Annotated in this window: 26 protein-coding genes and 1 pseudogene; 19 read left to right on the top strand and 8 right to left on the bottom strand. The window is 68.8% G+C overall.

The annotated features are described in order from the left end of the window. Positions 1-59: 59 nt before the first annotated feature. A complete protein-coding gene (queF, locus tag AOZ49_RS19595; protein WP_054431738.1) occupies positions 60-884 on the bottom strand; it encodes an NADPH-dependent 7-cyano-7-deazaguanine reductase QueF in 825 nt (274 codons plus the stop codon). Between the two features lie 322 nt (positions 885-1,206). On the opposite strand from queF, the gene aceA reads away from it, so the two are divergent. Next, a complete protein-coding gene (gene aceA / locus AOZ49_RS19590) occupies positions 1,207-2,526 on the top strand; it encodes an isocitrate lyase (protein ID WP_006390545.1) in 1,320 nt (439 codons plus the stop codon). A 110-nt stretch (positions 2,527-2,636) separates the two neighbouring features. Here the strand turns inward: aceA and AOZ49_RS19585 are convergent, their stop codons facing one another. Then, on the bottom strand, positions 2,637-3,539 hold the full coding sequence (locus AOZ49_RS19585; RefSeq protein WP_054477255.1) for a LysR substrate-binding domain-containing protein: 903 nt from the start codon (positions 3,537-3,539) through the stop codon (positions 2,637-2,639). Positions 3,540-3,679: 140 nt separating this feature from the next. Between AOZ49_RS19585 and AOZ49_RS19580 the strand changes: the two genes are divergently transcribed. From AOZ49_RS19580 to AOZ49_RS19570, 3 genes are read left to right on the top strand one after another with little or no spacing between them, the layout of a single operon-like run. After that, entirely contained in the window at positions 3,680-4,225 is a 546-nt protein-coding gene (locus tag AOZ49_RS19580; RefSeq protein WP_054477253.1) for a hypothetical protein, read from the top strand. A 43-nt stretch (positions 4,226-4,268) separates the two neighbouring features. Then, positions 4,269-4,559, top strand: a complete 291-nt coding sequence (locus AOZ49_RS19575) for a hypothetical protein (RefSeq protein ID WP_369815827.1) — start codon at positions 4,269-4,271, stop codon at positions 4,557-4,559. 18 nt (positions 4,560-4,577) lie between these two features. Then, positions 4,578-5,417: an MBL fold metallo-hydrolase gene (locus AOZ49_RS19570; RefSeq protein ID WP_054477242.1), complete on the top strand. Its 840-nt coding sequence runs from the start codon at positions 4,578-4,580 to the stop codon at positions 5,415-5,417. Between the two features lie 20 nt (positions 5,418-5,437). Here the strand turns inward: AOZ49_RS19570 and AOZ49_RS19565 are convergent, their stop codons facing one another. After that, positions 5,438-6,226 (bottom strand): AraC family transcriptional regulator, encoded by a 789-nt coding sequence (locus tag AOZ49_RS19565; RefSeq protein WP_054477241.1) that lies wholly within the window; start codon positions 6,224-6,226, stop codon positions 5,438-5,440. A 124-nt stretch (positions 6,227-6,350) separates the two neighbouring features. On the opposite strand from AOZ49_RS19565, the gene AOZ49_RS19560 reads away from it, so the two are divergent. Beyond that, positions 6,351-7,115 carry an alpha/beta fold hydrolase gene (locus tag AOZ49_RS19560; RefSeq protein WP_054477237.1) on the top strand — a complete coding sequence of 255 codons (765 nt, stop codon included), beginning with the start codon at positions 6,351-6,353 and terminating at the stop codon, positions 7,113-7,115. A 37-nt stretch (positions 7,116-7,152) separates the two neighbouring features. Here the strand turns inward: AOZ49_RS19560 and bioD are convergent, their stop codons facing one another. Genes bioD through bioF form a run of 3 tightly spaced genes read right to left on the bottom strand, consistent with a single transcriptional unit; the run spans position 7,153 to position 10,426 of the window. Beyond that, on the bottom strand, positions 7,153-8,580 hold the full coding sequence (gene bioD, locus AOZ49_RS19555) for a dethiobiotin synthase (protein WP_054477235.1): 1,428 nt from the start codon (positions 8,578-8,580) through the stop codon (positions 7,153-7,155). Further along, positions 8,577-9,242 carry an alpha/beta fold hydrolase gene (locus AOZ49_RS19550; protein WP_054477232.1) on the bottom strand — a complete coding sequence of 222 codons (666 nt, stop codon included), beginning with the start codon at positions 9,240-9,242 and terminating at the stop codon, positions 8,577-8,579. Before AOZ49_RS19550 ends, bioD begins: the two co-directional genes overlap by 4 nt. Next, a complete protein-coding gene (gene bioF / locus AOZ49_RS19545; protein ID WP_054477231.1) occupies positions 9,242-10,426 on the bottom strand; it encodes an 8-amino-7-oxononanoate synthase in 1,185 nt (394 codons plus the stop codon). The genes AOZ49_RS19550 and bioF overlap by 1 nt, the downstream gene beginning before the upstream one ends. Positions 10,427-10,539: 113 nt before the next feature. Between bioF and AOZ49_RS19540 the strand changes: the two genes are divergently transcribed. The 10 genes and pseudogenes from AOZ49_RS19540 (at position 10,540) to AOZ49_RS19500 (ending at position 18,707) form a co-directional block, all read left to right on the top strand. Further along, on the top strand, positions 10,540-11,808 hold the full coding sequence (locus AOZ49_RS19540; RefSeq protein WP_054477229.1) for an adenosylmethionine--8-amino-7-oxononanoate transaminase: 1,269 nt from the start codon (positions 10,540-10,542) through the stop codon (positions 11,806-11,808). 127 nt (positions 11,809-11,935) lie between these two features. Further along, positions 11,936-12,910: a P-type ATPase actuator domain-containing protein gene (locus tag AOZ49_RS19535; protein WP_054477227.1), complete on the top strand. Its 975-nt coding sequence runs from the start codon at positions 11,936-11,938 to the stop codon at positions 12,908-12,910. After that, a complete protein-coding gene (gene ccoS, locus AOZ49_RS31840) occupies positions 12,907-13,068 on the top strand; it encodes a cbb3-type cytochrome oxidase assembly protein CcoS (RefSeq protein ID WP_006390533.1) in 162 nt (53 codons plus the stop codon). The genes AOZ49_RS19535 and ccoS overlap by 4 nt, the downstream gene beginning before the upstream one ends. 206 nt (positions 13,069-13,274) lie before the next feature. After that, positions 13,275-14,762 carry a cytochrome-c oxidase, cbb3-type subunit I gene (gene ccoN, locus AOZ49_RS19530; protein ID WP_054431641.1) on the top strand — a complete coding sequence of 496 codons (1,488 nt, stop codon included), beginning with the start codon at positions 13,275-13,277 and terminating at the stop codon, positions 14,760-14,762. A gap of 10 nt (positions 14,763-14,772) precedes the next feature. Next, a complete protein-coding gene (gene ccoO, locus AOZ49_RS19525; protein ID WP_054431640.1) occupies positions 14,773-15,501 on the top strand; it encodes a cytochrome-c oxidase, cbb3-type subunit II in 729 nt (242 codons plus the stop codon). Continuing rightward, positions 15,501-15,677, top strand: coding sequence for a cbb3-type cytochrome oxidase subunit 3 (locus tag AOZ49_RS19520; RefSeq protein ID WP_080977556.1), 177 nt, complete (start codon positions 15,501-15,503; stop codon positions 15,675-15,677). The genes ccoO and AOZ49_RS19520 overlap by 1 nt, the downstream gene beginning before the upstream one ends. Continuing rightward, the gene (ccoP, locus tag AOZ49_RS19515) at positions 15,674-16,627 is read left to right on the top strand and encodes a cytochrome-c oxidase, cbb3-type subunit III (RefSeq protein ID WP_054477225.1); all 954 of its coding nucleotides are present in this window, start codon (positions 15,674-15,676) and stop codon (positions 16,625-16,627) included. The genes AOZ49_RS19520 and ccoP overlap by 4 nt, the downstream gene beginning before the upstream one ends. Before the next feature lie 74 nt (positions 16,628-16,701). Beyond that, positions 16,702-18,192: pseudogene (gene ccoG, locus AOZ49_RS19510) on the top strand (cytochrome c oxidase accessory protein CcoG). A 22-nt stretch (positions 18,193-18,214) separates the two neighbouring features. Next, positions 18,215-18,451, top strand: coding sequence for a FixH family protein (locus AOZ49_RS19505; RefSeq protein ID WP_054431637.1), 237 nt, complete (start codon positions 18,215-18,217; stop codon positions 18,449-18,451). Positions 18,452-18,470: 19 nt separating this feature from the next. Beyond that, positions 18,471-18,707 carry a hypothetical protein gene (locus tag AOZ49_RS19500; protein WP_054477223.1) on the top strand — a complete coding sequence of 79 codons (237 nt, stop codon included), beginning with the start codon at positions 18,471-18,473 and terminating at the stop codon, positions 18,705-18,707. A gap of 374 nt (positions 18,708-19,081) precedes the next feature. Here the strand turns inward: AOZ49_RS19500 and AOZ49_RS19495 are convergent, their stop codons facing one another. Further along, the gene (locus AOZ49_RS19495; protein ID WP_054477222.1) at positions 19,082-20,008 is read right to left on the bottom strand and encodes a LysR family transcriptional regulator; all 927 of its coding nucleotides are present in this window, start codon (positions 20,006-20,008) and stop codon (positions 19,082-19,084) included. 120 nt (positions 20,009-20,128) lie between these two features. On the opposite strand from AOZ49_RS19495, the gene AOZ49_RS19490 reads away from it, so the two are divergent. The 4 genes from AOZ49_RS19490 to AOZ49_RS19475 are packed head-to-tail and all read left to right on the top strand — an operon-like array spanning position 20,129 to position 24,321. Next, positions 20,129-21,103, top strand: coding sequence for a Bug family tripartite tricarboxylate transporter substrate binding protein (locus tag AOZ49_RS19490; protein WP_054477220.1), 975 nt, complete (start codon positions 20,129-20,131; stop codon positions 21,101-21,103). A gap of 7 nt (positions 21,104-21,110) precedes the next feature. Beyond that, complete coding sequence (locus AOZ49_RS19485) at positions 21,111-22,151, top strand: 4-hydroxythreonine-4-phosphate dehydrogenase PdxA (protein ID WP_054477218.1); 1,041 nt, start codon at positions 21,111-21,113, stop codon at positions 22,149-22,151. Between the two features lie 56 nt (positions 22,152-22,207). After that, a complete protein-coding gene (locus AOZ49_RS19480) occupies positions 22,208-23,380 on the top strand; it encodes an L-rhamnonate dehydratase (RefSeq protein WP_054477215.1) in 1,173 nt (390 codons plus the stop codon). Positions 23,381-23,385: 5 nt separating this feature from the next. Further along, the gene (locus tag AOZ49_RS19475; protein ID WP_054477213.1) at positions 23,386-24,321 is read left to right on the top strand and encodes a dihydrodipicolinate synthase family protein; all 936 of its coding nucleotides are present in this window, start codon (positions 23,386-23,388) and stop codon (positions 24,319-24,321) included. A 28-nt stretch (positions 24,322-24,349) separates the two neighbouring features. Here AOZ49_RS19475 and AOZ49_RS19470 read toward each other — a convergent pair. Beyond that, on the bottom strand, positions 24,350-25,060 hold a 711-nt coding region (locus AOZ49_RS19470), incomplete at its 5' end, for a phospholipase A (RefSeq protein ID WP_197286752.1).

Raw genomic sequence — 25,060 nt, 5'->3', positions numbered from 1 at the left:
GTCGGGGGCGCCGCCTGTGAAGGGCGTCGTTCGCCTCGGGGCGGACGACGCCTGCTTTTTTACTGGCGCACCGTGCGCACGTCGGCCGGCGGCGTCGTCTCGACGTTGCTGCGCCACGGGTTGATGTCCAGCCCGCCGCGCCGCGTGTAGCGCGCATAGACCGTCAGTTGCTCGGGCGCGCAGGCCTGCATGATGTCGGTGAAGATGCGTTCCACGCAGTGCTCGTGGAACTCGGCGTGCTGGCGGAACGAGATCACGTAGCGCAGCAGCGACTCGCGGTCGATCGGCTTGCCGCGGTAGCGGACCTGCACGCTGGCCCAGTCGGGCTGGCCGGTCACCGGGCAGTTGGATTTCAGCAGGCGCGAGCACAGGGTTTCCTCGACCACGTCGCCCGGGCGGTTGCGCAGCAGCTGCGGCGCCGGCTCGTAGGTGTCGATCTCGATGTCGAGCTTGTCTATATAGATACCGTCGAGTTCGCCCATCCGCAGTTCGCCGAAGCGCTGCGGCAGGATGAAGTCCAGCCCCACGGGGGCGCCGGCGGCGGCGCTCAGGTCGCGCTCCAGCCGGCCGCGCAACGCGGCCGAGTTGACCAGCCGGGTCTGGTTGAACGAGTTCAGGTACAGCTTGAACGACTTGGACTCGATGATGTTGGGGCTGTCGGCCGGCACCGAGAACGTGGCCATCGCCACCCGCGGCTTGCCCTTGGCGTCGAGCCAGGACAACTCATAGGCGTTCCACAGGTCGACGCCGGTGAATGGCAGCGGGCCGCTCGCCAGGTTGAGCGCCTCGCGGTTGTGGGCGCGGGCGATGGGGAACAGCAGCGAGGGGTCGTATTGCGAGACGTAGGTCACGCTCTGGCCCAGCGGGCCGTGAGACAGCGTCATGGAAAGGTCGTCGGAAAACGTGGAGATGACCGCATTGTAGGCGGTCACGAACGCTTCATTTTTCGCATCATGAAACGCCGCTCCCGGCATGTGAAAGTTCGTGCTGCGCCGCCGCGCGAGGCCATTTCACGGATGACAATTGCGTTCCGTAATGCGGAATGAGCGAAATAACTTATTGATTTATATAAATAATATTTTTCCTCTTATATAAGAGACGCGGCCACATTGCTCCGCAGCACAGGCATAGACTTTCTCCAACGATTCACGCAATGCAACCCCGAAGTTTTCTTGCCTTTTCAGCCATAGACCAAGGAGCATGACCATGAGCAACCGCGAAACCGAAATCCGCAATCTGCAGAAAGACTGGGCCGAGAACAGCCGCTGGCAGGGCATCAAGCGCGACTACAGCGCCGAGGATGTCATCCGCCTGCGCGGCTCGATCGCCGTCGAGCATTCCCTGGCCCGCCGCGGCGCGACCCGCCTGTGGGAGCAACTGCACAGCGAGCCTTTCGTGAATTCGCTGGGCGCCCTGACCGGCAACCAGGCCATGCAGCAGGTCAAGGCCGGCCTCAAGGCCATCTACCTGTCGGGCTGGCAAGTGGCCGGCGACGCCAACCTGGCCGGCGAGATGTACCCCGACCAGTCGCTGTACCCCGCCAACTCGGTGCCGCAGGTCGTGCGCCGCATCAACAATTCGCTGACCCGCTGCGACCAGATCCAGTGGATGGAAGGCAAGAACCCGGGCGACGAGGGCTACATCGATTTCTTCGCGCCCATCGTGGCCGATGCCGAGGCCGGTTTCGGCGGCGTGCTGAACGCCTTCGAGCTGATGAAGGCCATGATCGAGGCCGGCGCCTCGGGCGTGCACTTCGAGGACCAGCTGGCGTCCGTGAAGAAGTGCGGCCACATGGGCGGCAAGGTGCTGGTGCCGACCCGCGAAGCCGTGGCCAAGCTGGTCTCGGCGCGCCTGGCGGCCGACGTGATGGGCACGCCCACCTTGCTGCTGGCCCGCACCGACGCCGATGCCGCCGATCTGGTGACCAGCGACGTCGATGACAACGACCGCCCGTTCATCACCGGCGAGCGCACCGTGGAAGGCTTCTTCCGCACCCGCGCCGGCATCGATCAGGCGATCTCGCGCGGCCTGGCCTACGCGCCGTACGCCGACCTGATCTGGTGCGAAACGTCCACGCCCAACCTGGAATACGCCCGCAAGTTCGCCGACGCGATCCATCGCCAGTTCCCGGGCAAGCTGCTGGCGTACAACTGCTCGCCGTCGTTCAACTGGAAGAAGAACCTGGACGACGCCACCATCGCCAAGTTCCAGCGCGAGCTGGGCGCCATGGGCTACAAGTTCCAGTTCATCACGCTGGCCGGCTTCCACGCGCTGAACTACGGCATGTTCGAGCTGGCCCACGGCTACGCCCGCCGCCAGATGAGCGCCTTCGTCGAACTGCAGCAGAAGGAATTCGCCGCCGCCGACCTGGGCTTCACCGCGGTCAAGCATCAGCGCGAAGTGGGCACGGGCTACTTCGACGCCGTCACCCAGACCATCGAGGGCGGCAAGTCCTCGACCACCGCGCTGACCGGCTCGACCGAGGAAGCGCAGTTCGAGCACGGCAAGGAGCAGAAGGCCGCCTGAGCCGGACGGGATTGATTTTGCAGTTGCAGTTGTAGTGCTGTTGTAGGGTGGATTCAGGGTGCCTGCGGGCACCCTCTTTTTTTGCATGGCCGCGCGGGTTGGTTGGCGCGCTAGGATCCGACTCCTGCCGCCTCGCGCGCCTCCTCCTTTATCCATTCGGCAAACGCTCGGACAGGGGGCGGGCTCAACGTGAGCGGCTCGGGGAGCACCAGGCAGAAGGCCTTGGAGACGGTTTTTGCCTGGGGCCATGGCGCGATCAGCCGGCCCGTGGCGATTTCGGCTTCCACGTAGAGGCGCGGCACCAGCGCCACGCCCAGGCCGGCCAATGCCGCTTCGATCAACATGGCATGCAGGTCGTATCGCACGCCCAGCGCCGCGTTGGCCAGGGGGATACCGGTTTCCCGCGCATAGCGCTGCCAGGCGTCTGGATTCTGCCGCCGATGCAGGCGCGGAAGGGCGTCCAGGGCCGCCGGGCCGGCGTCACCTTTCACCAGGGCGGGATGGCACACGGGGATCAGCACTTCGTCGAGCAAATGCTGTGTGTGCATTCCTGTCCAGGCCGGGTGCGCGAAATGGATGGCGGCGTCGAACCCGCTGCCGGCCAGGGCAAACGGCTCGAGGCGCTCGGCCAGATGCACGGCGATGTTCGGGTGCAGCCGCTGGAATCGTGGCATGCGGGGAATCAACCATCGCATGGCGAAGGTGGGCACCGTGGCGATGTCGAGGTTGGCGCTGTCTTGCCGTTGCCCGATCAGGTACTGGCTGTCCCGGTCCAGGCGGTCGAGCAGTTCGCGCACCTGGACGGCGTAGCGGGCGCCGTTGGGCAGCAGCCGGACGCGGTTACCGATCCGCTCGAACAATGGAACGCCGAGAAAGGCTTCCAGGCGGCCGATCTGGCGGCTGATGGCGCCTTCGGTGACGGCCAGTTCGTCTGCGGCGCGGGCGAAGCTGCCATGGCGGGCGGCCGCTTCGAAGGCCATTAGGGAAGTATTGCTGGGGATCCTGCGGCGCATGGGGACTATCCGCCTTGGCTTGACGTTTGATCAATGAAGCATACCGAAAAATCGTTTTATCGCGAGTTTCTCCGGCCATACCATGATGAAACCTCAACCAAGGAGCCGGACACGCCACGTGGCCGGCCGCGACCGAACCCATGATCTACACCGTCGAATGCAGTTTCGCGGACCCCGCCAGCGAAAGGCCGTGGAACGATTTCTATAGCCTGCAAAAGCTGCCCGCGCTCATTTCCGTGAGCGGCTTCCGGACCTCGCAACGCTTCCAGGCGCTGAGCGCCGGTTGCCCGACCTACCTCGCCGTCCATTCGATCGACGGGCTCGAGGTGTTGCTCGGAGAGGAATATCGCCAGAAGGGCGGCGGTAACTTCGCCCGCTGGCAGCCACACATCACGGACTGGCGCCGCAATCTCTATGCCGGCCTGGCGCGAGCCCCCGCCATTGCCGCGGACGAAACCCTGCTGGTCAGTGACGTCGGCGCCGAGCCGCTGGTCGCGTTGGGCCTGACGCCCGCCGCCATGCACGCGGTGGCGTTGGACAACTCTCCGGGGCGCCGGTGGTTGGCGCAGTGCCCGCGTGGCGCGGATGTCCAAGCGCCGTCATTGCCGCCCGGCGTGCACTGCTATGCGCCGATGACGGCGCAACTGACGAATGCGCGCGGGGCCGGCCGCGATGCGTCGAAGTAGCGCCGCCATGCCCAACGTGACATTTTTCTTCGCGGCGCAATGCATGCCGGCCGACCGCGATCTGGCGGAGTTGGCCGAGGCATGCACAGCACTGTGCGTCAACGTGCTCGGCGCGGCGCTGGAGAACGTGCACATCATCAACCTGGCGGTTCACCCGGGGCGCGGACTGCCGGTATTCGCGGAAGTCCAATTCCGGCTCGAACCATTCCGCCCGCCCGCCGTGATGGAGGCCTTCATGGCGGGGCTGGATGAAACCATCCAGCGCACCACGCAACTGACCGCGCGCATCCGCTGCTTCGGCCATGCGGCAGGAGCCATCCATGCGCGCCATTGAGCATCCTGGAGGATCGCCATGCAACCCATGACCTTGCCAAGCCTGCGGATCGGCGAGTTCTCGATCACCGCCATCAGCGACGGATACCTGTCCACCACCCTTGAATCGCTTTCCAACATCGATCCGGAGGATGCCGCCAAGCTGCAGCGCGACGCGGGCGTTTCCGACCCCGGCGCGATCCATATCAATGGCTACCTGGTCCGGGGCAGGGGCCGCACGCTGCTCATCGATGCGGGCGCGGGGGGATTCAAGCAATGGGGCGGCAAGCTTCTGGCCAACCTGGCGTTGGCCGGCGTGCAACCCGGCGACATCGACATGGTGCTGCTGACCCACGCGCATCCCGATCACGTTGGCGGATTGCTGGATGCGGCGGGACGCGAAGTCTTTGCGCAGGCCGAATTGGTCGTGCATGCGCGGGAGGTGGCATTCTGGGAAGACGATGGCCATCTCGCGCGGGCCAGCGAGCGCGCACGCGGCAACTTCCAGTTCGCCCGCAAGGTGTTCGGCGCGTATCGGGCAAGGATGCGCACGTTCACGGGCCGCGAGGTCCTGCCCGGCATCGAAGCGGTGCCCCTGCCAGGGCACACCGCCGGGCATTCCGGCTTTCGCCTCGAGTCCGACGGACGGAGTGTGCTGATCTGGGGGGACATCGTGCACTTTCCGCAGATCCAGATCGCCCGCCCCGACGTATCGATTGCATTCGATCAGGATCCGACCCTGGCCGCCAACACGCGCGCGACGCTGCTGGACAGCGTCAGTGCGGACGGGCTCCTGATCGCCGGCATGCATCTCGGCGAACCTGGCTTTGCCCGTATCGCCCGCCAGGGCGATGGCTACCGCATCGCCTACGAAACCTGAGCAGGACGGCCCCGGTTGTCTCAGGCGGCGCGGCCGTTCGAGGCCAGGTAGGCGCCGGGCGCCTGGCCCAGCACGCGCCGAAACGCGCTGGTGAAGGCGCTGGGGCTGGCGTAGCCCAGGTCGAGCGCGACGCGGGTCACGGGCTGGCCCTGGCTCAGGCGTTCGATCGCGGCCAGCAGGCAGGCCTGCTGGCGCCAGGCGCCGAAGCTGACGCCGGTCTCGGCGCGGAACTGGCGGGTGAAGGTGCGCCGGCTCATGCCGGCCGCGGCCGCCATCGTATCCAGGTCCGCCGTGATCGACGGCGCCGCGAACAGCGCGCGGCAGGCGCGCGCCAGGCGCGGGTCGGCGGGCAGCGGCGCGTGCAGCGAGAGCGCCGGCATGGCGGCGATTTCGGCCGCCAGCAATGCCATCAGCTTGCCGGCGCGGCCATCGAGGTCGTAGAGCGCGGGCAGGTCGACGGCTTCGTCGAGCAGGTGACGCAGCAGCGGCGAGACGGCGCGGACCTGGCATTGCGCGGGCAGGCGCAAGGCCCGCGCGGCGGCGTCGGTGAGGAAGGTGTTGAGCATGGTCACCACGCCGCCCATGGTCATCTGGTGATCCATGCCCGCCGGCACCCAGCAGGCGCGTTGCGGCGGCACCAGCCAGTGGCCTGTCGGCGTGGCCACGCTGATGGCGCCGCGCGCGGCGTAGGCGAACTGGCCGCGGCGGTGGGCGTGCGGCGGGAGGGTCAGACCGGCCGGATAGTCGCAGGCCGTCACCACCACGTCGCGCGGAATGTCCTCGTAGGGATCGACCAGGGTATTGCGCATGGCCCGGATTCTACAGCGGATGACCCGATATCGAAGGCGGGCCGGCCGCGCCGGGCCTAGGATGCCGGCATTGCCAATCGCGTCCGCTGCCCCGGCGGCGCCTCGCCAGACCCCAGGAGTCGACATGGCCAACACTTTCCATCGCGTGGGCCACGGCCCGCATCCCGTCATCGTGCTGCATGGCTGGTTCGGCGACGCGCGCGCCTTCGAACCGATCGAGCCCTGGCTGTCGGGCGCGGACTTCAGCTACGTCTTCATGGACTATCGCGGCTACGGCGGCATGCGCGAGGTGGCCGGCGAGCATTCGATCGACGAGATCGCCGCCGATGCGCTGGCGCTGGCCGACGCCTTGGGATTCGAGCGCTTTAGCCTGGTGGGCCATTCGATGGGCGGCATGGCGATCGAGCGGGTCGCGGCGCTGGCGCCCGAGCGGGTGCGCGCGCTGGTGCCGGTGGCCCCGGTGCCGTGCGGCGGCATCGCCATGGCGACGGCCACGCGCGCGCTGTTCGACGGCGCGGCCGATGACCTGGCCGCGCGTCGCGCCATCATCGACCGCAGCACCGGCGGACGCCTGCCGGCGGCGTGGGTGGCGTGGAAAGCGGCCTATTCCGCCGCGCATTCATCGGCCATGGCCTTCGCCGCCTATCTGCCCGCCTGGGTCGGGACCGATTTCAGCGACCGCATCGACGGCCGCCATCCGGTGCTGGCCCTGGTGGGCGAGCACGATCCGGTGTTCACGCCGGCGCTGATGGCCGCGACCTATGCGCGGCGCTATCCGCGCACGACGGTCGAGGTGCTGGCCAATGCCGGGCACTATCCGATGAATGAAACGCCGCTGGCGCTGGCGGCGGCCATCGAGCGCTTCCTGCGGACAGCCGCCGGGGACTGAGCGCGGCGCACGCGGCGTTGCGCGCAGTCCGCTGCCGTCAACCCGCGGCGCGCATCGCCGCCAGGCATTCCGCCAGCGGCGGCACGGTGCGCGCCAGCGCCTCGACGGCGGCCGCGTCGACCCGGTCCTGCGGCGGGATCTCGGCCAGCACCCGCACATTGCCGAAGCGTTCGATCGCCTCGCGGTTGCCGGCCGACAACGGGCCGCTCATGATCACGCCCAGCACCGGGATGGCGCGGCGCCGCAGCGCTTCCAGGCTGAGCAGCGTGTGGTTGATGGTGCCCAGGCCGCTGCGCGCGGCCAGCACCACCGGCATGCCCAGGCGCGCGATCAGGTCGATCATCATGTGGCTATCGTCGATCGGCACGTACAGGCCGCCGGCGCCTTCGACGATCAGCGGCGCGCGGGTGACGGGCGGCACGATGGCGGTGGCGTCGATCTCGGCGTCTTCCAGCGGCGCGGCGGCCCACGGCGACAGCGGCGCCTGCAGCACATAGGCCGGCAGGTGCAGGCGCTCGGGCGGCAGCTGCGCCAGACGGGCGACGGTCTCGGTGTCGCCCGGTTCCTCGGCCACGCCGGTCTGCACCGGCTTCCAGTAATCGGCCTGCCAGGCGCGCGCCAGGATGGCCGAGACCAGGGTCTTGCCGATGCCGGTGTCGGTGCCGGTGACGAATACGCCTTGGGCGGGGGAGTCAGTCATGTTTTTCCAGATTCCGTAGGCCAGGTGGTAGGTCACCGTGGCGCCTTGTTTGTCGAACTGCGCCAGCACCCGCCGCAACGCGGCCGCGCCCAGCGGCGCCGTGCCGGGCGCGGGCGTGGTGGCGCCGATGCCCTTGAGCGCCTTCAGGAAGTGCAGGCCGTCAGGATGATCTTGTATCAGCCGCTCGCTGTGCACGCCACCGGCCAGATCGGCCATGGCCGGACGGATGGCCCCGCTTGGCGGATACGCCGGGGTGGCCGCGGTCGCGCCGGCGGCGTCGTGGGCGGCGCGCCATTCCGCGAACGTGCCCTCGGCCAGCGTCGCCACCGCCAGGTGGCCGCCAGGCGCCAGCAGGCCGGCCAGGCGGCCCAGGCCGCCGTTCAGGTCGGCGAACCACTGCACCGCCAGGCTGGAGCAGATCAGGTCGTAGCCCCCCGGCAGGTCCTGCGGATGCTCGCCGTCCAGCACCTGGTAGCGCGCGGCGCCGGGCAGCGCCGGGCCTTCCTGGGCCCGCGCCAGCATGGCGGGGGAGATGTCGGTGACGGTCCAGTCCGCCGGCCCCAGCCGGGCGGCCAGCGCCTGCGTCAGCAGGCCGGTGCCGCAGCCGATCTCCAGGATGCGCGGACGCGGCGGCAGCGGCAGCCGCCCGATCGCATCGGCCAGCCGCTGGGCGGTGATGCGCTGGGCGGGGGCGTGGTCGTCATAGCGCGCGGCGGCGGCGCCGAAGCGCGCGCCGACCCGGGCATTGCGGCGATCGGCGCTCATGCGGCGGGCGCCACGCGGGCCAGGAAGGCGCGGATCCGCTGCGCGCACCAGTCGGTGTCGGTCAGCGGCAGCAGGTGGCCGCCGGCCTCGCGCCAGTGCAGGTCGGCGGCGGCGCCGAAGCCCGCCGTCGTCATCGGCGCGGGCGCGATCGGATCGGCCGCGCCGGCCAGCGCCAGCAGCGGCATCGGCAGCGTCGCCAACGCGGCGCGCTGGTCGGCGTCGCGCAGGATACGCAGGTCGCGCGTCAGCGCTTCGAGTTGGGGCGCGCCGAAGGCGCCGGCGTCGCCGCAGCGCTGGCGGAAATCGCGCAGCACCGCGTCGGGTTGCGCCGCCAGCCGGTTCAGCATGCGGTTCAGCATGCGCGCCGGCACGCCTTCGGGGAAGTCGTCGGCCGCGCCGAAGCGGGCGAAGCCGTTGATCGCCACCAATCCCAGGCAGGCGGGCGGCGGTTCGCCCAGCAGGCGCAGCGCGCCCAGCGAGTGGCCGATGGCCAGCACCGGGCCGGCCGGCGCCGGCGTGCGGGCCGGGCCGAAATAGCCGGCATCGGCCACGGCCTGCGGCCAGTCGGCCAGCGCGGCGGCCAGCGGCGCCCAGAACGCGGCGTCGAAGGCCCAGCCGTGCACGAACAGCAGGGTGGGGCGGACAGAAGCGGCGGCCGGCATCAGGCGAGCGTGGCCGTCAGGCCGTCTATCAGTTGGTCGATATCGGCGTCGCGGTGCGCCGCGCTCAGGGCGATGCGCAGGCGGCTGGTGCCGGCCGGCACGGTGGGCGGGCGGATCGCCACGGCCAGCAGGCCGCGCTGTTCCAGCGCCGCCGCCAGCGCCAGGGCGCGGGCCTCGTCGCCGACGATGGCGGGCACGATCTGGGTCGACGAGTCGCCGGTGTCCACGCCCAGGCCGCGCAGCGCCAGGCGCAGGCGCTCGCCCGAGGCCGCCAGCCGGGCGCGCTCGGCGTCCAGCGTCGGCACCAGATCCAGCGCGGCGTCCATCGCGCCCAGCACGGCGGGCGGCAGGGCGGTGGTGTAGATGAAGCCGGAGCAGGCGTTGACCAGGTGGTCGCAGAGCGCGCGCGAGCCGGCCACGTAGGCGCCGAAGCCGCCCAGCGCCTTGCTGAAGGTGCCCATGGCCAGGTCGACGCCGCCCGGCGCCAGCCCGGCCAGGCCCATGCCGGCCGGTCCCAGCACGCCGGTGGCGTGGGCCTCGTCCAGGTAGACGAAGGCCTGGTAGCGCTCGGCCAGCGCCGCCAGCCGCGCCACGTCGGCGCGGTCGCCGTCCATGCTGAAGACGCTTTCGGTCAGGATGAAGCGCACCGCGGGCGGCGCCGACGGGCCGGCGCGCGCCGCCAGCAGGGATTCCAGGTGGTCGAGGTCGTTGTGGCGGAAGCGGATCTGCCGCACGCCGGCCGCCTGGCAGCCGTGGTGCAGGCTGGCGTGGTTGAGCTTGTCGGCGTAGACCTGCACCTCGCCCTGGCCGGCGGCCGCGCGCAGCAGCGCGGGCAGCACGGCGGCGTTGGCCTGCCAGCCGGAGGCCAGCAGCAGCGCGGCCTCGGTGCCCTTCAGGCGCGCCAGCTTGGCCTCGACCTGCTCGTGCAGGTCGAGATTGCCGCACACCAGCCGCGAGGCCTGCGCGCCGGCGCCGTGGCGGGCGGCCCATTCGCGCGCCCGGTCGATCAGCAGCGGGTGCTTGGACAGGCCCAGGTAGTCGTTGCTGGAGAAGTTCAGCACCGGGGCGCCGTCCAGCGCGATGCGGCCGGCGGGCGCGGCCGCGGCGGTGCGCAGCCGGCGCCGCACGCGGCGCGATTCGGCTTGCGCCAGTTCGGAATGAAAGAGGGGATCCAGCTTGGACATGACGATTTCCTGCGGCGGCCGGCGGCGGGGTGCCCCGCCCCGGAGCCGCGGCCGCGAAGCGCGCCGTCAGGCCCCCGGCCGTAGAATGCGAGCCATTGTAGTGGAGGTGAAACATGCATACCCCCGACTGGATGGCCCGGGGCCAGCCGCATATCTGGCAGCCTTACGCCCAGATGAAGACCGCGACGCCGCCGCTGCCCGTGGTGCGCAGCCACGGCAGCCGCCTGGAACTGGCCGACGGCCGCCAGCTGATCGACGGCGTGGCGTCCTGGTGGACCGCCTGCCACGGTTACAACCACCCGCACATCGCCCAGGCGGTGCGGGCGCAGCTGGACGCCATGCCGCACGTGATGTTCGGCGGCCTGACCCACGAGCCGGCGCTGACCCTGGCGCGGCGCCTGGCCGGCCTGCTGGGGCCCGGGCTGGACCGGGTGTTCTATACGGATTCCGGCTCGGTGGCGGTGGAAGTCGCCATGAAGATGGCGGTGCAGTTCTGGCTCAACCAGGGCGAGCGCGGCCGCAGCCGCTTCCTGGCCTTCCGCGGCGGCTACCACGGCGACACCTTCGGCACCATGGCGGTATGCGACCCCGACGAGGGCATGCATAGTCTGTTCCGCGGCATGCTGGCCGAGCACGACATCGTCGACCTGCCGCGCGACGACGCCGCCATGGCGCGGCTCGACGCCTTCCTGGAGACGCGCGGCCCGCAACTGGCCGGCATCCTGGTCGAGCCGCTGGTGCAGGGCGCCGGCGGCATGCTGCTGCATGAGCCCGAGGTGCTGCGGCGGCTGCGCCAGCTGGCCGACCGCCATGGCCTGCTGCTGATCTTCGACGAGATCTTCACCGGCTTCGGCCGCACCGGCACGATGTTCGCGTTCGAGCAGGCCGGCATCCGCCCCGACATCATCACGCTGTCCAAGGCCCTGACCGGCGGCACGCTGCCGCTGGCCGCCACGGTGGCCAGCAGTAGGGTGTTCGACGCCTTCTGGTCGGACGACCCCTCGCACGCCCTGATGCACGGCCCCACCTTCATGGGCAACGCCCTGGCCTGCGCCGCCGCCAACGCGTCGCTCGACCTGTTCGAGAGCGAGCCGCGCCTGGAGCAGGCGCGGGCGCTGTCGTCCGCCCTGGCGGCGGGGCTGGCGCCGTGCCGCGAGCTGGCCTGGGTGCGCGACGTGCGGGTGCTGGGCGCGATCGGCGTGGTCGAACTGGACCGGATCGACGACCGCGAGGCGCTCAAGCGGCGCCTGGTCGAGGCCGGCGTCTGGGTGCGGCCGTTCGGCAACGTGGTGTATTTGACGCCCGCGCTGACCATCGCGCCGGACGAGCTGGATACCCTGATGCGGGCGGTGGTGGCCGTGCTGCGGGCGCAGCGGCCCTGAGCCCGCGGCGCCCGCAGGCGGAGGCGCCGGCCGCCGCCGGACCCGCCGGGCGGTGTCCCGGCAAGGCGCTCCGGCCGGCTTGATCCAGGTCAAGGCGACCGCGCGCGGCGCTGGGTAGCATCGGCGCATGCGAGCAAAATCCATCTTCGCCGTCCCCACGACCCTGTCCGACGCCGAGCGCCAGCAGCGCCGGCACGCGCTGGTGCGCCTGTCGCTGGCGTGGCTGGCGATGGTGCAGGTGATGATGTTCGCCTGGCCCGGCTACCTGCGTCACGAAGGCATCCCCAGGGACGCCCTGGACACGCTCGACTGGGCCATCGTGCTGATGAACTGGGCCAGCCTGGCCCTGACGGTGCCGGTGGTGCTGTATTCGGCCTGGCCGATCTGGCGCCACGCCGGCGCCAACCTGCGCCAGGGCCGCGCCGGCATGGACGTGCCGGTGGCGCTGGGCATCGTCGCCGCCTTCATTCCCAGCGTGCACGCCACCTACAGCGGCCACGGCGAGGTCTATTTCGATTCGGTCACGATGTTCGTCGCCTTCCTGCTGACCGCGCGCTACCTGGAACTGTGCGCGCGCCAGTCGTTCGGCGGCACTGCCGGCGGCCAGCGCCATGCGCGGGTCGAGGCCCAGCGCCAGCTGCTGGGCGCGGGCGCCGACCGGCTGGCGTCGCGCTTCGTCATGGCGCAGGTGGCGCTGGCGCTGGGCGCGGCGGCGGTCTGGGCCTATATCGACCCGGCCCACAGCATTCCCGTGATGGTGGCGCTGCTGGTCATGAGCTGTCCCTGTGCCATGTCGATGGCGGTGCCCACCGCCATGGCGTCGGCCCATTCGGCGCTGGCGGCGCATCCGTCCATGCCCGACGCGGCGCTGGACGCGCTGCTGGCCCAGGCGCAACGCAAGGCGCGCCAGAACCTGCACGGCTCGCTGGTCTGGCACCTGCTGATGACGCCGCTGGCGCTGGTCGGCTGGGTCACGCCCTGGCTGGCGGCCATCACCATGCTGGTGTCGTCGCTGGCGGTGGCCTACAACTCCTGGCGCCTGTCGCGCCAGGATTGGTCGGGCAGCGCGGCGCCCGGCGGCGCGCTGGAGGCCGCGCCATGACCATCCTGTACCTGCTCCTGCCGCTATCCCTGCTGTTCGTGCTGGCCATCGGCGTGTCGTTGTGGTGGGCCGTGTTCAACGGCCAGTACGACGATACCGACAACGCCGGCACCGCCATCTTGCGCGACGACGACAGCGGCCCGGCCTCGCGCGGCTAGCGTCCCTCCGGCATTCAGGATTCCGCGGGCGGCGGCCATCAGGCAGCCGCCCGATCCGCCGTGGCCGCCGCCGCGCCATGGACGTTGCGCCGGCGCTGCGGGTTCCCCTGCACGGCCAATAGGGTTTGATTCACATCAACCCCGGTTTACCCGCGACCCCCCATCATTGAAACCTGAAGCTAATTGTTTCTTTTGGGGGAAGGGTGATGAACGATTGCGCCGCAATCGCAAGCAAGGCCGATACCTTCAACTATCGGATCGTGAGGCAGTTCGCGCTCATGACGGTGGTCTGGGGCATTGTCGGCATGGCTGTGGGCGTTTTTCTCGCCGCGCAGCTGATTTGGCCTCAGTTGAATTTCGACACCGCCTGGCTGAGCTACGGCCGCCTGCGCCCGCTGCACACCAACGCCGTGATCTTCGCCTTCGGCGGCAGCGCGCTGTTCGCGACCTCGTACTACGTGGTCCAGCGCACCTGTCAGACCCGCCTTTTCTGTGACAAGCTGGCCGCGTTCACGTTCTGGGGCTGGCAGGCGGTCATCGTCGCCGCCGCCATCACGCTGCCGCTGGGCTACACCAGTAGCAAGGAATACGCCGAGCTGGAATGGCCGATCGACATCCTGATCACGCTGGTCTGGGTGGCCTACGCCATCGTGTTCTTCGGCACCATCATCAAGCGCCGGTCCAAGCACATCTACGTGGCCAACTGGTTCTTCGGCTCGTACATCCTCACCATCGCCATCCTGCACATCTTCAACAACATCGAGATGCCGGTGACGCTGTGGAAGTCGTACTCGGCCTACGCCGGGGTGCAGGACGCCATGGTGCAGTGGTGGTACGGCCACAACGCGGTCGGCTTCTTCCTGACCACCAGCTTCCTGGGCATGATGTATTACTTCGTGCCCAAGCAGGCCGGCCGTCCGATCTACTCGTACCGCCTGTCCATCGTCCACTTCTGGGCGCTGGCCTTCACCTACATGTGGGCCGGTCCGCACCACCTGCTGTACACCTCGCTGCCTGACTGGACCCAGTCGCTGGGCATGACGTTCTCGCTGATCCTGCTGGCGCCGTCGTGGGGCGGCATGATCAACGGCATCATGACGCTGCAGGGCGCCTGGTACAAGCTGCGCACCGATCCGATCCTGAAGTTCATGGTGACCGCGCTGTCGTTCTACGGCATGGCGACGTTCGAAGGCTCGATGATGTCGATCCGCACCGTGAACGCGCTGTCGCACTACACCGACTGGACCATCGGCCACGTGCACTCCGGCGCGCTGGGCTGGGTCGCGATGATCTCGTTCGGCTCGCTCTACTACCTGATCCCGCGCCTGTATGGCCGCGAGAAGATGTACAGCGTCAAGGCCATCGAACTGCACTTCTGGATCGCCACCATCGGCGTGGTGCTGTACATCGCCGCGATGTGGATCGCCGGGGTGCAGCAGGGCCTGATGTGGCGCGACACCGCCGCCGACGGCACGCTGGTCTACAGCTTCGTCGAGGAACTCAAGACGCGGGTGCCGTACTACCTGATCCGTCTGCTGGGCGGGGCGCTGTTCCTGTCGGGCGTGCTGGTCATGGCCTGGAACGTGTGGAAGACGGTGCGCGGCGCGCAGGCGGTCAACCCCGCCATCCCGCAGGACGATCCCCACACCACCCGCGCGCCGGCTGTCGCCGCGCCCGCGCCGGCCACCGTTTGACGAGGACATCATGGCCAACAAGCAACAAGGCTTTTTTTCCCACCAGACGCTCGAGAAGAACATCGGCTGGATGATCATCGCCAGCATCCTGGTGGTGTCCTTCGCCGGCCTGGTGCAGATCGTGCCGCTGTTCTTCCAGCACAGCACCACGCAGCCGGTGGCGGGGGTCGAACCCTACAGCCCGCTGCGCCTGATGGGCCGCGACGTCTACATCCGCGAAGGCTGTGTCGGCTGCCACTCGCAGCAGGTGCGCCTGCTGGCCGCCGAAGTGCAGCGCTACGGCTCGTACTCGCTGGCCTCGGAATCGGTGTTCGACCATCCCTTCCTGTGGGGCTCCAAGCGCACCGGTCCCGACCTGGCGCGCGTGGGTGAACGCTATTCCGACGACTGGCACCGCATCCACCTGCGCAACCCGCGCAAGGTGGTGCCCGAGTCCAACATGCCCGCCTATCCGTGGCTGGAAAAGACCGTGATCACCGGCCAGAACGTCGACCAGCGGATGCGCGCGCTGCGCGCCCTCGGCGTGCCCTACACCGACGAGGAGATCGCCGCGGCGCCCAAGGCCATCGAAGGCAAGACCGAAGAGGACGCGCTGGTGGCCTACCTGCAAGGGCTGGGCGTCGGCGTGCGCAAGGCGCAGCAGGCCAAAAAGGCGGAAGAGGCCAAAAAGGCCGAAGAAGCCAGGAAGGCCGCGCAGCAGCCGGCCGCCGCCGCGCAACCCGCGGCCACCGGAGGCTGATCATGGCCCTGCTGAGCGCAATCGTCACCGCCATTTCGATGGCAACCTTTTTCGGCATCGTCTGGTGGGCCTGCTCGCGCGGCCGCCAGCATGCCAACAGCGAATCGGCCATGCTGCCGTTCGCGCTGCCCGATGAATTCGGGCCGGCACAACAAGATGGAGCGGATCGGTCATGAGCGATTTCGTCAATGGCTTCTGGGGGTATTTCATCTCGATCGTCGCGGTCGGCGGCGTGGTCTGGTGTGTGTGGCTGCTGTACACGCAGCGCCGCTGGCTCAGCACCAAGCCGGCCAACGGCCAGGTCGAGGACACCGGCCACGTCTGGGACGGCGACCTCACGGAACTGAACAACCCGGTGCCCGGCTGGTGGACCTGGATGTACCTGCTGGCCTGCGCCTTCGCGCTGGGCTACCTGTTCTTCATGCTCGGCCTGGGTGAGTACAAGGGCCAGCTGGGCTACAGCAGCGCCGACGAAGTGGCGCAGCAGCAGGCCAAGATGGCCGCGGCGGTGCGTCCCATCTACGCGCGCTTCGAAACCATGACGGTGCCGCAGATCGCCGCGGACCCGGGCGCCCGTGAAATCGGCCAGCGCCTGTTCCTGAACACCTGCGCGCAGTGCCATGGCTCCGACGCCAAGGGCGGCCCCAGCTTTCCCAACCTGACCGACAGCGACTGGCTGCACGGCGGCTCGCCCGAGGCCATCATGCAGACCATCACCAACGGCCGCATCGGCATGATGCCGCCCTGGAAATCGGCCATCGACCCCAAGACCGCCGGCGACATCGCGCAGTACGTGCGTTCGCTGTCGGGCCTGACGGCCGACCCGGTGCGGGTGTTCCGCGGCCAGCGCGAGTTCGCCAACTTCTGCGTCGCCTGTCACGGCGTCGACGGCAAGGGCAACCAGGCGCTGGGCGCGCCCAACCTGACGGACGACGTCTGGCTCTACGGCAGCTCGGAGGCCACCATCGTCAAGACGATCCTGGACGGCCGCGACAACCGCATGCCGGCGCACGGCGACATCCTCAGCCCGGAACAGATCAAGATCCTGACCGCCTGGGTCTGGGGCCTGTCCAACAAGCCGGACGCGCAGGCGCAACCGGCCACGGCCGCCGCCTCGGCCAAGTAGGCCTCGCCACATAGGTGGGGGCGCGCCGCGACGGCAGCCCCCATATCACATGGACTTACCGCACGGAGCAGCACATGGATGATGGGTCAACCGCAAGCGTCAGCAGTTCGCCTGGCGGCGACCCGCCACCCTGGCGGCCGCACACGCGGCCGCCGCGTCCTGGCCAGGAGACGCTGGAGCAGACCCTGGCCGGCGTGCGCAGCAAGATCTATCCGCGTTCGGTCAGCGGCATCTTCGCGCGCTGGCGCATCGCCTTCGTCTTCCTTACCCAGCTGATCTTCTACGGCCTGCCGTGGCTGCAATGGAACGGCCGCCAGGCGGTGCTGTTCGACCTGGGCGCGCGCAAGTTCTACCTGTTCGGCCTGGTGCTGTGGCCGCAGGACGTGGTCTACCTGGCGGTGCTGCTGGTGATCTCGGCGCTGGCGCTGTTCCTGTTCACCGCGGTGGCGGGGCGGCTGTTCTGCGGCTACGCCTGTCCGCAGACGGTCTACACCGAGATCTTCATGTGGATCGAGCGCAAGGTCGAAGGCGACCGCGTCGCCCGCATCCGGCTCGATGAATCGCCCTGGACCTGGCGCAAGGCGCGCCTGAAGGTCACCAAGCACTTCCTGTGGATCGCGCTGGCCTGGTGGACCGGCTCCACCTTCATCGGCTACTTCGCGCCGATCCGCGAGCTGGGCCATGAACTGTTCACGCTGCAGCTGGGGCCGTGGCAATGGTTCTGGATGGTGTTCTACGGCTTCGCCACCTGGGGCAACGCCGGTTTCATGCGCGAGTCGGTGTGCAAGTACATGTGCCCGTACGCCCGCTTCTAGAGCGTGATGGTCGACCCCGACACTTTCGTCGTGACCTACGACAAGCGCCGCGGCGATCCGCGCGGCGGCCGTTCGCGCAAGGTCGACCACAAGGCCGCGGGGCTGGGCGACTGCGTCGATTGCAGCCTGTGCGTGCAGGTGTGCCCGACCGGCATCGACATCCGCGAGGGCCTGCAATACATGTGCATCGGTTGCGGCGCCTGTATCGACGCCTGCGAACAGGTGATGGACAAGATGCAGTATCCGTCGGGACTGATCCGCTGCACCTCCGAGCGGGCCATGCTGGACGGGCTGTCGACGCAAAGCGCGCGTTCGCACCTGCTGCGGCCGCGGGTGCTGATCTACGGCTCGCTGATCCTGGTGCTGGCGGTGGCGTTCGTGGCCTCGCTGGCGATGCGCAATCCGCTGCGGGTGGACGTAATCCGCGATCGCGGCGCGCTGGGCCGCGAGGTGGCCGGCGGCATGATCGAGAACGTGTACCGGCTGCAGATCATCAATACGTCGGATTCGCCGCTGCGGCTGCGGCTGTCGGCCGACGGCATGCCCGGGCTGGCGGTGCGCGCCGGACAAAGCGAGTCGGACGTGGTGGAAGTCGAGGCGGCCGCCAACAAGCTGGTGCCGATGGTGATCCGCGCGCCGGCCGGCGCCGAGCCGGGCGCCCACCCGATCACGTTGCGGGCCCGCGCCCACGACCAGGAGAACCGGCCCGTCGAGACCGATGAAGCCGCAAGTTTCTATGTGCCCGATTGATTCCGAATAAAGGATGCCAACGATGAATACTGCCCATGTCGCCGCGCCGATGCCGGTCAAACCCTGGTACCGCGAATTCTGGCCCTGGTTCCTGATGGCGGGGCCGTTCCTGGCGGTGGTCGGCTGTTCGATCACGATCTACCTGGCCTATACCCAGTTCGGCAACCAGCCGATCCAGGAAGGCGTGGTCAAGCGCGGTCTGGTGATCGAGCAGGCGGACACGCTGCCGACGCCGCCGGCCGCGATCGGCGTTCGTTGATGATTTCCGGAGGCGCGCCATGGGGTTGAGGTCGTTGATGTGGATACTGTGGCCGTCGTTCCTGGCGGCGGCCGTGGGCAGCGCGATTGTCTTTGCCCTGATCGATCCGCTGGGTGTGGCGGTGTTCGGGTATGTGCCGACGGGGCGGGTGGGGTTTTATACGGTGTCGTTCTTTTTGCTTTGGGGGATGGCGGGGGCGTCGAGTGCGTTGACGGCTTATTTGATGCCTCGGGTGGAGGAAGATCCCGATCTCTAGGTGGGCCTTTTTTGGGTGCTTCGTGGGGGCGGTGTTGTGGGCGCACTTCGTAGGTCGCCCCTCGCGGCGGGCGAGTCGGTGGCGGGCGCCCACGATTGCGGTCCGGAGCGTTCGCTCCGGACTGCCCCGTTGTCATCCTCGTCCTCGCCTGCGGCGACTCCTTCGGATTCCCTCGGGCGCATCGAGGTTGCCCGCCACCGACTCGCCCGCCGCGAGGGGCTGCGAGAGTCTTGGGGCGTCGCGTTGTCAGATCGGCGGGGGCATGGAGAGGTTTGCGGGGCCCGCCCCAGGTCGGCCGCGCGGGCGGCCTTTTGGGGCTTACGCGGTGTCTTGCGTCGGGGGCTGGTGGTATTTGCCCTGGGTGTGGCGCGTCTTTACTCCGTGTCGTGCAGCAGGTCCACGAAGTGCCTGGCGGGCGCGCTTAGCGGGCGGTCCTTGGGGATGATGCTGCCGAAGGCGGTCAGGGTGTGCTGGAGTTGGTAGGGGATGATGGCGAGCAGGCCGTGGCGGGCGTAGCGGCTGGCGACGGAGTCGGGGATGACGCCCAGCATGTCGGACTTCATGGCCAGGTTGGTGGTGGTGAGGATCGAGGCGGACTCGATCAGGCCCTTGGGCAGGGCGGTGTCGTGGGCGCGGAATTCCTGTTCCAGGACGTCGCGCATGGGGCTGCCGTGGGGTTGCAGGATCCAGGGGTAGGCCTGCAGCGCGTCGAAGCTGATGCGCTTGCGGCGGGTCAGGGGGTGGTCGACGGCGGCGATGACGGAGAGGGCCTCGTCGCCGATGGGGTGGAAGACGTAATGGCGTTCGGACAGGGTCAGCATGCGGCCGATGACGATGTCGAGCTTGCCCTCGTTCAGGCGTTCGATCAGCAGGTCGCTGGTGCCGGTGGAGATCTCCACGGCCAGTAGCGGGTAGGTCTGCTTCAGGCGCAGCAGGGCGTCGGTGAGGTGGCCCGGCGAGGCGGCCATGATGCTGCCGATGAAAAGTTTGCCGGCGCTGCCCAGGCGCAATTCTTCCAGTTCGCGCGCCAGCGACGACACCGTGCCGCGCATGCCGCGGAAATACTCCATCACGCATTCCCCGGCGGCGGTCAGCGCCAGGCCGCGGCCGACCCGTTCGAACAGCGGTTGGCCGATGGCCAGTTCCAGCTCGTGCAGCATCTTGCTGGCGGCGGACTGGGTCATGTTGAGCTGCGCGGCGGCGGCGCGCAGGGTGCCGCGTTCCTCGATGGCCAGCAGCAGCACGATCTGCCGCATGCGCAGGCGCGAAAGCAGCGCGGGGACGTTCGGGACGCGTTCCATGATTGATCGCCTGTAGTGAACGGTTGGTGCAAAAGTTTCATTTTACGGAAACAGCGGTTGTTTCTAAGATGCAGGCATAACAAAGCCCGCTACGGGCCATAAGCCCCCAAGGAGACAACCATGAAGACTCGGCTTTATGCCGCATTGGCGGCGGGCGTGCTGTGCCTGTCCGCCGCCGCATCCGCCCAGGCGCAGAGCGCCGACTGGCCGACCCGGCCGCTGCGCCTGCTGGTGGGCTCGGCCCCCGGCGGCGGCACCGACGCCATGGCGCGCGCCGTGGCCGACAAGCTCGGGCCGATGCTCAAGCAGACCGTGGTGGTGGAGAACAAGCCGGGCGCGTCCAACACGCTGGCGGCGGACCTGGCGGCCAAGTCGGGCGACGGCCATACCATGGTGATGGGCGTGTCCACCGCGCACGCGATCGCGCCGCACCTGCTCAAGCTGGGCTACGACAACGACCGTGACCTGACGCCGGTGGTGTTCGTGGGCGCGGTGCCGAACATCCTGGTGGTCAACAACCCGCTGCCGGCGCAATCGGTGCAGGAGCTGATCGCGCTGCTCAAGCGCAAGCCGGGCGAATACAACTTCGCCAGCAGCGGCTCGGGCAGCACCCAGCACATCGCCGCCGAGCTGTTCAAGGACGCCACCGGCGTGCAGATGACGCACATTCCCTATCGCGGCAGCGGTCCGGCGATGGTCGACCTGATGGGCGGCCAGGTGCAGATCGCCTTCGAGACCGCATCGTCCGTCATCCCGCACATCAAGAGCGGCAAGGTGCGCGCCCTGGCGGTGCTGAGCGCCAGGCGCAACCCGCAGCTGCCCGACGTGCCGACCATGGCCGAGGCCGGCGTCAGCGGCGTCGAGATGAGCGCCTGGTACGGCATCTACATGCCCGGCAACACCCCGGCGGCGGTGCAGCAGCGCGTGCATGACTCGGTCAACGCGGTGCTGGCCATGCCCGATACCCGGACGCGCCTGCTGGCCATCGGCGCCGACATCAGCCCGATGAGCCAGGCGCAGTTCGCGCAGTTCCACCAGGCCGAGAACCAGCGCTACGCCGCCATCATCAAGAAGAACCATATTTCCGTGGAATGAACGCAGCATGAGCATCGACAGCAACTCCGCCAAGCCCGTCATCGCCCTGACGCTGGGCGACCCCGCCGGCATCGGCCCCGAACTGATCGCGCGCCTGCTGGCGCGGCCCGAGGCGACGCAACTGGCCAACATCGTGCTGGTGGGCGATGAATGGTTGTGGCGCGAAGGCCAGCGGGTGGCCGGCGTGCAGGTGGCCACGCAGCCGGTGGCCAGCTTCGACGCCGTGCTGACGCGGCCGGACACCGGCGCGCTGGCGTGGCTGGCGATGCAGACCGTGCGGCGCGAGGACGTCAACCTGGGCCAGGCGCAGGCGCCCGGCGGCGCCTCGGTGCTGCGGGTGCTGGACGCCTGCATGGACGCGGCGCTGGCCGGCCATATCGACGCCATCTGTTTCGCGCCGCTGAACAAGCACGCGATGAAGCAGGGCGGCCTGCGCCACGACGACGAGCTGCACCACTTCGCGCAGTACCTGGGCGTGACGGGCTACTTCTGCGAGTTCAACACGCTCGGCGAGCTGTGGACCTCGCGCGTGTCCTCGCACATTCCGCTCAAGGACGCCGCCGCCGCGCTCAGCATCGACGGCATCAAGGCCGCCACGCGGCTGATCTACCAATCCCTGCAGGCCAATGGCGTGGCCGTGCCGCGGGTAGCCGTGGCGGCATTCAATCCGCATGGCGGCGACGGCGGCACCTGCGGGCGCGAAGAGGTCGACATCATCGCCCCGGCCGTGCGCCAGCTGAACCAGGAAGGGCTGCCTGCGCAGGGCCCGTTCCCGGCCGACACCATCTTCCTGAAGGCGCAGGCGGGCGAGTTCCAGGCCATCGTCACCATGTACCACGACCAGGGCCAGATCGCGATCAAGCTGCTGGGCTTCTCGCGCGGCGTGACGGTGCAGGGCGGCCTGCCGATCCCGATCACCACGCCGGCCCACGGCACCGCCTACGACATCGCCGGCCAGGGACGCGCCAACGTCGACGCCACCTGGCAGGCCTTCCGCATCGCCTGCCGCACGGGGCTGTCGCACCGCGCCGCGCGCGCGGCGGCCTGAGGCGGCCGCGCTTTCCCGTTCATCGCATCGTTCGACCCCTTTCGCAGGAATCCCCCATGAAGATCAAATCCGTCCGCGCGCGCGTCTTTGAATGGACCGGCAAGACCGTGCCGCCACAAGGCAACTTCTGCTCCAACGCCATGGACCTGCTGTATTCGCCGCAGGAAACCATGAGCACCTTCCGCTTCCATGGCTGGACCGTGGTCGAGGTCGAGACCGACGACGGCATCGTCGGGCTGGGCAACGTGGCGCTGGCGCCGCGGGTGGCCAAGGCCATCATCGACCAGTACCTGGCGCCGCTGGTGATCGGCCAGGACCCGTGGGACTACGAATACCTGTGGCAGCGCATGTACCGCGCCACCCACGCCTGGGGCCGCAAGGGCGTGACCATGGCGGCGATCTCGGGCGTGGACCTGGCGATCTGGGACATCCTGGGCAAGTCGGTCGGCAAGCCGGTCTTCAAGCTGCTGGGCGGGCGCACCAAGGAGAAGATCCCGGTCTACTACTCCAAGCTCTACCGCACCGACCTGAAGGCCATGCAGGAAGAGGCCCAGACCTACCTGGACCAGGGCTTCACCGCCTTCAAGATGCGCTTCGGCTACGGCCCGGCGCACCTGCAGCGCGGCGTGTCGGAGAACCTGAAGTCGGTCGAGGCGGTGCGCGAGGTGATCGGCTACGACACCGACCTGATGCTCGAATGCTACATGGGCTGGAACCTGGAATACGCCAAGCGCATGCTGCCCAAGCTGGAGAAGTTCGAGCCGCGCTGGCTGGAGGAACCGGTCATCGCCGACGACATCGACGGCTATGCGGAGCTGAACCAGCTGATGTCCATCCCCATCTCGGGCGGCGAGCACGAGTTCTCACTGTACGGCTTCAAGCAGCTGCTGGACCGCAAGGCGGTGTCGGTGGTGCAGTACGACACAAACCGCGTCGGCGGCATCACCGCCGCGCACAAGATCAACGCCCTGTGCGAGGCCTACAGCGTGCCGGTGATCCCGCACGCCGGCCAGATGCATAACTACCACCTGACCATGAGCACGCTGGCTTCGCCCATGAGCGAGTACTTCCCGATGTTCGACGTGGAAGTGGGCAACGAACTCTTCTACTACATCTTCGACGGCGAGCCGGTGGCCAGGGAAGGCTTCATCGACCTGGACGACGACAAGCCGGGCCTGGGTCTGAGCCTGAAGACCGAATACCTGAAAGACTTCAACATCATCGAGTGAGCGCCATGACCACGACGACTGTGCCGGCGCCGCGCTATCGCGGCATCTTCCCGGTGGTGCCCACCATCTTCACCGAAGCGGGCGGGCTGGACCTGCCGGGCCAGAAGCGCGCCGTCGATTTCATGATCGACAGCGGCGTGGATGGCCTGTGCATCCTGGCCAATTTCTCCGAGCAGTTCTCGCTGTCGGACGACGAACGCGAGATCCTCACGCGCGCGCTGCTGGAACACGTGGCGGGCCGGGGGCCGGTGATCGTCACCACCACGCACTACGGCACCCAGGTGTGCGCGGCGCGCAGCCGCCGGGCGCAGGAGCAGGGCGCGGCCATGGTGATGATCATGCCGCCGTACCACGGCGCCACCCTTCGCGTTGCCGAGGAACAGGTGGTCGGGTTCTTCCAGCAGGTCTCTGACGCCATCGACATCCCCATCATGATCCAGGACGCGCCGGTCGCCGGCACGCCGCTGCCCGCCGCGCTGCTGGCGCGCATGGCGCGAGAGATCGCGCAGGTGTCGTACTTCAAGATCGAGACCGCGGGCGCGGCCAGCAAGCTGCGCGACCTGATCGCGCTGGGCGGCGCCGCGGTGGAAGGGCCGTGGGACGGCGAAGAGGCCATCACGCTGCTGCCGGACCTGGATGCCGGCGCCACCGGCTCCATGACGGGCGGCGGCTTCGCCGATGGGCTGCGCCCCATCATCGAGGCGCATCGCGCCGGCCGCCGCGACGAGGCCTATGCCCTGTACGAGCGCTGGCTGCCGCTGATCAACTACGAGAACCGCCAGGGCGGCATCCTGACCGCCAAGGCCCTCATGAAGGCCGGCGGCGTGATCGCCTGCGACGCGCCGCGCCATCCGTTCCCGGCCATGCGGCCGGAGGTGCGGCAGGGGTTGCTGGAGGTGGCGCGGCGGCTGGATCCGCTGGTGCTGCGCTGGGCGCGCTAGGGCGCCCAGCCGGGGACGGGCGCGGCTGTTACGGCACCAGCGACAGGCCGATGCGGAACTGCGATTCGTTGCGCTGGTTGTAGCCCAGCAGCGTTTCGCCGTAGCCGTTGAAGTACTGCAGGTGCAGGTAGCCGTTCATGTTCAGCCAGGTGCGCTGCAGCGGCCAGGCGAAGTCGAGCTGGGTGGTGCGGCGGCGCTGGTCGCCCTGGCGGTACATGGCCGAGACCACCGCGCCGTTGTCCTGCGCCCAGCGCAGGTTCCAGTCGACGCGGCCGGCGTAGTCGGCGTAGTCGGAGTTCTCGCTGGCCACGCCGAAATAGGCCTTGACCTTGGGCGCGAAGGTCAGCGTGCTGCCGCCGTCGAAGCGGTAGTTGAACTGCGGCTGGATGTAGGCGTCGTTGACCGAGCGCGAGTCGTCGCCGGCCTTGCCGTTGGAGTTGTGCTCGACGCCGGTGTTCATGCCCAGCCGCCAGCTCTGGTTCTCCGATTGCCACATGTTGTCCGACAGCCAGAACAGGCTGGGGTTGAAGGTGGTGTCGATGAAGGGCATGGAATCGCCCTGCAGGTCCCACAGCGAGGTCTGGGTATAGCCCAGGTAGAAATTCTCGCCCCAGGTCGCCGGGCGGTTGCCGGACGGGCTGAACAGGCGGTACTTGGCGCTGATCTGGAAGCGCGCGGTGGTCTGGCCGCGGGTGCCGATGTCGAAGTACACCGGCTTGTATTCCGAGATCGCGCTGCG

Origin of the sequence: Achromobacter sp. 2789STDY5608615, assembly GCF_001298995.1 — a bacterium.
Taxonomy (GTDB): domain Bacteria; phylum Pseudomonadota; class Gammaproteobacteria; order Burkholderiales; family Burkholderiaceae_B; genus Achromobacter; species Achromobacter insuavis.
Note: the sequence above shows the minus strand (reverse complement) of the source record. Positions and strands in the feature narration are given on the sequence as shown.